1 protein-coding gene (only partly in view) is annotated in these 7,675 nt (G+C 43.5%); it reads right to left on the bottom strand.

Features of this window, described 5'->3' with window-relative positions; genetic code table 11:
- Positions 1-7,675 carry part of the coding region annotated (locus tag ACST15_RS05290; protein ID WP_459453648.1) for a hypothetical protein on the bottom strand (this coding region is incomplete at both ends). 25,012 nt of the annotated region lie beyond the right edge of the window, so 7,675 of the 32,687 annotated nt are shown.

The following is a 7,675-nucleotide window of genomic DNA, read 5'->3' as shown; positions in this document are numbered from 1 at the left end:
TAATCGTAATCGTTTGACTGCCTCCCGCTGTTTGCGTGCCACTTCCCGTGATGATGAACTTCGTAGCTGAACCTGCTCCGATCGTTACATTTCCACTCGTTACTGCACTACCCGTCGCTGGAGTGAAGGTAAACGTGCCCACTCCTGAGGTTCCTGTATAGATTAAGCCTAAGCTTGTCAAGTTGGCTACTCCTCCTGAGAAGTCTAATCCTGCATTTAATTTATTGGTTCCTGATAAGCCGGTGATGGTTCCTGTTAGGCTTGAAGTAACAGTCACGTTATTTCCAGCTGCATTGAAGGTTGTCACCAAGTTACCATAAGCGTCTAGTGCTGATAGGGTATTGGTTCCTGTGAAGGCAGTACCACTATTTTGAGAAGCTGCTAAACTAACAGCCAATTTGGTGAAAGTATTAGCTGAAACGGTAATAGGTAGTTCATGATGATTTCCAACGGCTACTAAGGTTCCATCAGATACCTGAATAACCGCATTTTCAGCCTTAAATAAGGTAATTGAAACACTAGCAATACCTGCGGTGAATACCACACTGGTATTTGAACCAAATGCAATGCCATCGGCTGTTGGTGCAGTTACCGGACTTGTTGAACTATTAGCCCCTGAGAAGACTAAAGTTTTAGTACCTGCGTAGGATGTTACTGTATTATGGTTAGCATCAACCACTCGAATTGTTACCGTTTGAGATGTACCTGCCGTTTGCGTTCCAGATCCAATAATCATTATATGATCAGCAGCTCCTGGGTTCATAATGATGGATGTACTCACGGCGGCAGTACCTGTAGCAGGGGTAAAGGTAAATGTGCCACTGCCAATAGTTCCAGAATATTTCAATCCAAGGCTTGTTAAATTAGCCACACCGTTCACAAAATCACCTGCACCCGTTAATTTATTGGTACCAGATAAGCCAGAAATCGTACCTGTCAAGCTTGTTGTTACCGTCACGTTATTCGTACTAGCATCAAAGCCAGTCACTACGTTTCCATAGGCATCTTGCGCTGCTAAGGTGTTGGTACCTGTAAAGGCCACTCGGTTTGTTTGAGGAGTACTTAAGCTAACAAATAGTTTATTGAAAGCTGCCGGACTAACGGTCACCGTCAAACGATCTGCTCCTGCTGCGCTGATGCTACCATCACTCACAGCTAGATTCGCTACCTCAGCCGTATACAGAGCCAAGGTAGTCGTCGCCACACCATTGGTAAATGTTAAAGTTGCTCCAGTATGAATATCTTGTTCTACTGCATTTTTATCAATCACAGTAGGGTGAACAATTGGATTACTAGAATCCAAAGCACCTGAGAAGGTTAAGGCATGATCACCTGTGTAAGATGTTACCGTATTTCCATTAGCATCTTTGGCTGTAATGGTAATGGTTTGAGTGCCTCCTGCTGTTTGCGTTGAGGTACCTGTTACTACAAAACGTGTGGCTACACCTGAGCCAACTGCCACATTCGATGAAGTAACGGCAGATCCGCTGGCAGGTGTAAAGGTAAATGTACCTGTGCCTGCTGTACCCGTAAACTTCAATCCTAGGCTTGTCAAATTAGCCACGCCATTCACAAAGTCACTGGCACTAGTTAATTTATTTGTACCAGACAATCCAGTAATACTACCTGTCAATGTCGTTGAAACCGTAATATTATTTCCTGAAGCATCAAAACTTGTTGCTACGTTGCCATAAGCATCCAAGGCTGTCAATGTATTGGTTCCTGTAAAGCTTACCCCATTAGCTTGAGATCCTGCTAAAGCTACCGCTAATTTTGAGAAGCTAGCCGGACTTACCGTGATAGCTAAGCTTCCACCGCTGCTCGAATTTATAGATCCATCTGAAACTTGAATTTCAGCACTTTCCGCTTTGTATACTTTCAGATCAGATGTGGCTACTCCATTAGCAAAAGTAACTACAGTACTTGTACCAAAATTAGTGGCCACATTGTTTTTGTTGCTTGCTGAAGGAGCAGTACTTGGATTCGAAGAAGAATTAGCACCTGAGAATGTCAAACTCTTATCACCCGTATACGTAGTAGCAGTATTTCCACTAGCATCTTTCGCAGTAATGGTTACTGTTTGTGAGGCACCGGCCGTTTGAGTTCCTGAACCTGTAATAATTAATTTCGTAGCTGCTCCCGCATTGATAGTAACATTGCCACTTGTTATGGCAGTTCCTGTTTGCGGAGTGAAGGTAAAGGTTCCGGTGCCTACCGTTCCAGTAAATACTAGGTTTGATGTCAAATTAGCCACACCACTGGTAAAATTACCTACTTGGTTCATGACATTGGCCGTGTATCCTGAAATAGAACCTGTTAAGGTACTCGTTATTGTAATCGGGTTAGTATTCGAATTGAAACTAGTAACCGTGTTGCCATAAGCATCTAAGGCCGTCAAGGTATTTGTTCCTGTAAAGGCACTTCCATTTACCTGTGGACTAGCTAAGCTTACTGCCAATTTATTAAATGCAGCAGCAGAAACGGCCACGGTCAATCGGTCAGATCCTGAAGATGAAATACTAGCATCCGTGGCTGATATCACAGCAGTTTCAGCATTGAACAAGATCATGTTGGCAGAGGCTACACCCGCTGTAAAGGTTAGGTTCATAGCCGTACCTAAATTCACTCCACTCACCGTAGGGTTGGTAGCTGGACTTGGCGAGCTATTAGCTCCCGAGAAGGTGATGCTCTTGACTCCTGCGTAGGCTGTAGCTGTATTACCATTAGCATCCTGCGCGGTTACAGTAATAGATTGAGAGGTACCTGCTGTTTGAGTTGCATTTCCTGTAATCACCAATTTAGTGGCAGTACCTCCGCTAATGGCTATAGAGGCACTTGTTCCAGTAGCACCACCTGTGGCTGAGGCAAAAGTAAATGTTCCCGAACCAGAAGTACCTGTATAAATTAATTTTGAGGTCAAATTAGCTACTCCATTTACGAAGTCTGCCGCATCATTCAATTTGTTTGTTCCAGATAAACCAGAAATACTTCCCGACAATGAGGTAGTCACTGTGACATTATTGGTACTAGCATTAAAGCTAGTTACGGTATTTCCGTAAGCATCTTGAGCAGTTACTATGTTGCTCGAGGTGAAAGCCTGTCCATTGACCTGTGGCGTGGTAAGAGCCACCGCAAATTTACTTAAGCTAGCTGGAGAAACAACTACGCTTAACCTGTCTGCTCCACTAGAAGCCAAAGCTCCTTGGGTAGCCACTATCGTAGAGGTTTCTGCGCGGTAAAGTTTCATGGTAGCCGTGGCAACACCATTGGTAAAGGTGATGGTGGTAGCCGTTCCAAAATTCACCTCCGCACTTGTTTTATCCGTTACAGTTGGATTTACAAATGGATTCGTAGAAGATAGAGCTCCAGAGAATATAATCGACTTATCTCCGGTGTAAGATGGTACAATATTTCCACTGGCATCCTTGGCACGTAAGGTAATGGTTTGTGACCCTCCAGCCGTTTGGGTTCCTGAACCAGTAACTTCTAAACGTGTCACAGTACCTGGGTTAATCGTAACATTGGAACTTGTAATTGCTGTTCCAGTAGCTGGTGTAAAGGTAAATGTACCTGTTCCAGAAGCCCCTGAATAAGTTAAGCCCAAGCTCGTTAAATTAGCTACCCCACCCACGAAGTCATTGGCATTACTTAATTTATTCGTTCCGGACAAGCCTGTAATAGTTCCTCCTAAGGAATTCGTAACCGTCACATTATTGGTTGACGCATCCAAATTAACTGTATTATTAAATTCATCTTGAGCAGTTAAGGTATTTACTCCCGTAAATGCTACTCCTGTGGTTTGCGGACTAGCTAAGCTAACGGCCAATTTACTGAATGCACCCGGTGTAATATCCAATGGTAAATTACCTCCACCACTGGAACTAATAGTTCCGTCGGTGACACTAACTGTTGTCAATTCAGATCTATATCCTTTCAATGTACTAGTTCCTACACCATTGACAAAAGTAACCACAGTTGTCAAGCCAAAATCAATATCGACAGCATTCTTATTACTTGCCGTAGGTACTCTGGATGGAGATGTAGAAGTAGAGAAAATTAAGTTTTTATCTCCTGAATAAACAGTGGTTGTATTTCCGCTAGCATCTTGAGCTGTAATCGTAATAGCTTTGGTGGTACCCGCTGTGATGGCTCCTGGTGTAGCTGTAATTACTAATTTAGTTGCTGCACCTGGATTCACCACCACGTTTCCACTGGTTACGGCAGTTCCTGAGGCCGGAGTGAAGGTAAATGTACCTGTTCCTGAAGTACCTGTAAAGATTAATCGGCTAGTTAAATTAGCCACACCGTTAACAAAGTCTCCATGTGAATTCAATATGGCTCCACCATTTAAACCCGATATGGTTCCTGTCAAGGTTTTGCTTACAGTAATATTGTTGGTCGAGGCAGTAAATCCTGTAACCGTATTACCATAAGCATCTTGAGCAGTCAAGGTATTGGTACCTGTAAAGGCAGTTCCATTGACTTGTGGACTAGCCAAACTTACAGCCAATTTACTGAAAGATGTTTCTGATACTGTGACAGTTAACCTATCCGCGCCAGCAGCAGAAAGCGCACCTTCCGAAGCGGCTATGGTAGCCGTTTCAGCTTTGTATAAAATCATACTAGCCGTAGCCACACCATTGGTGAAACTAATGTTGGTGGCTGAACCTATGTTAGTACCAGCGATGGTTGGAACTGTGACTGGTAAACTAGAACTATTGGCACCTGAGAAAGTAACACTCTTAGCTCCAGTATAGGTAGTAGCTGTATTTCCACTTGCATCCTTGGCCGTTATGGTAATCGTCTGTGCTGAACCTGCTATACCCGTACCCGTTCCTGTAATTACTAATTTAGTAGCAGCACTACTTGAAATAGTCAGAGATGAACTTGTTCCAGTTGCCCCTCCTGTTGTAGCCAGTGCGGTAAATGTTCCCGAACCTGAGGCTCCTGTATAGATTAATTTCGATGTCAAATTAGCTACCCCATTGACGAAATCATCCGCTGCATTTAACTTATTAGTACCCGATAATCCCGTGATGCTTCCTGTCAAACTAGTTGAGATGGTAACGTTGTTAGTATTGGCATTAAAATTCAACACTGGGTTACTGTACGCATCTTGAGCTATCAGTTCATTGCTTCCTGTAAAGGCTGAACCATTCACTTGAGGAGATGCTAAGTTAAGCGTAAACTTACTTAAGCTACCATGGCCTACAGTGACACTTAAGCGGTCAGCACCTGAGGAAGCCAAGGCGCCTTCTGTTGCAACCACTAAGGCTGATTCTGCCTTGTACAATTTCATGGTGGCTGTAGCCTCTCCATTGCTGAAGGTAATGGTCGTTGACGTACCAAAATTCACATTGGCACTTGTCTTGTCACTGACTGTTGGATTCACAGCTGGTGAATTGGTAACGTTGGCACCAGAGAATGTTACTGATTTATCTCCCGTATAGGTTGTGACCGTATTACCACTAGCATCTTTAGCACGAATAGTAATCGTTTGGCTATCACCAGCAGTAACAGTGCCAGTACCTGTTATTACTAATCTGCTTACCGCACCCGGATTAACTGTGACATTTGAACTAACAGCCGCTGTACCACTTGCAGGACTGAAAGTAAATGTACCCGTGCCAGAAGTTCCTGTGAAAGTTAGACCTAAACTGGTTAAGTTGGCAACACCTCCCACAAAATCATTACTATTACTTAGTTTATTGGTTCCAGATAATCCTGAAATACTACCAGTTAAACTTGTGCTAACTGTCACATTATTGGTTGAGGCATTAAATGCTACGGTATTACCATAGGCATCTTGAGCAGTTAAAGTATTGGTTCCTGTAAATGCTGTTCCATTGATCTGAGGACTAGCCAAGCTTACTGCTAATTTGGCATAGGTGGAAGCACTAACTGCGACATTGAATCGATCTGATCCAGCGGCAGAAATAGTGGCATCTGTAGCAGCCAAATCAATGGTTTCTGCTTTAAATAATTCCAGACTAGCCGTAGCAACACCATTCGTGAAGCTAATGCTGGTAGCAGTTCCTAGGTTAGTTCCAGCTACCGTTGGGTTAGTAACAGGGTTTATGGAAGCATTAGCCCCAGAGAATGTTAATGATTTTGATCCAGTATAGGTAGTAGCTGTATTGCCACTAGCATCTTTAGCCGTAATGGTAATCGTTTGTGCCGTGCCAGCTGTTTGTGTGGCTGAAACTCCAGTTATGACCAATTTAGTTGCTGCACCAGAGCCCATGGTTACATTTCCAGAAGTAATGGCGCTTCCAGTGGCCGGGCTGAAGGTAAATGTTCCTACTCCTGAGGTACCCGTAAAGGTTAATGCCGAAGTTAAATTGGCCACCCCACTCACAAAGTCTCCTGAAGATGATAATTTATTGGTACCTGATAATCCTGTAATGCTACCTGTCAAGGTAGTGCTTACAGTAATGTTATTGGTAGATGCATTAAAGGTTGTAACCGTATTACCATAATCATCCTGAGCGGTCAAGGTATTCGTGCCTGTAAAGGCTGTTCCATTGACCTGTGGACTAGCCAAAGCTACGGCCAACTTGCTATAACTCGATGATGAAACTGCAACACTCAATCGATCTGAGCCCGAGGCAGAAATCGAACCATCAGTTGCGGCAATGACCGCATTTTCTGCTTTATACAATACCAAGTTGGCACTGGCTGTACCATTGGTGAAGGTAATATCGGTACTAGTTCCCAAGTTTATACCTGCAACCGTTGGATTAGTAGTTGGAGATATTGATGCATTGGCACCAGAGAAGGTCAAACTCTTGGTTCCTGTGTAGGCAACTGCGGTATTTCCATTAGCATCGAGTGCCGTAATGGAAATGACTTGGGCAACACCCGCTGTTCCAGTTGAACTACCTGTAATACGTAATTTGGTAGCAGTTCCTCCTACTAAAGTGACATTAGCACTGGTTACACTAATTCCGCCTGTTGCTGCTGCAAAAGTAAATGTTCCTGTTCCTGCTGTACCCGTAAAGATTAATTTAGAAGTTAGATTAGCCACTCCATTAACAAAATCTAAGGCACTAGTCAGTTTATTCGTACCTGATAATCCACTTACAGCTCCAGTTAAACTACTTGTCACCGTTATATTATTGGCACTTGCATCAAAAGTCGTAACCGTATTCGCCCAGAAATCTTGAGCAGTTAAGGTGTTAGAACCTGTAAATGCCGTACCATTCACCTGAGAATTAGCCAATAAAACAGCCATTTTAGAGAATGAACCAGCCGTGTAGGTGCTTATTAAACGATCTGCACCAGAAGAGGTTACCCCACCTTGTGTGGCTACGATACTTGCAACCTCAGCACGATATAAAATCATACTGGTTGTCGCCACACCATTAGTGAATGTAATGGTAGCGGCAGTTCCGAAATCAACTGCTGATGAATTCTTATCTGTTACTGAAGGTGAAAGCGTAGGGCTCGTACTTAAATTGGCACCCGTAAACACCACCGACTTATCTCCTGTATAGGTAGTTACCGTATTGCCACTAGCATCTTTTGCCGTAAGGGTTACTGTTTGTGCTTGACCTGCTATACCTGAAGTAGATCCTGTTAAGACCATTCTTGTGGCAGTACCCGGATTCATCAAGACATTACTTGAGGTAATACCCGTTCCGGAAGCTGGAGTAAAGGTGAAGGTTCCTGTTCC

It is taken from the genome of Aquirufa sp. Wall-65K1 (assembly GCF_054558475.1).
This window is presented reverse-complemented; position numbering and strand designations above follow the sequence as displayed.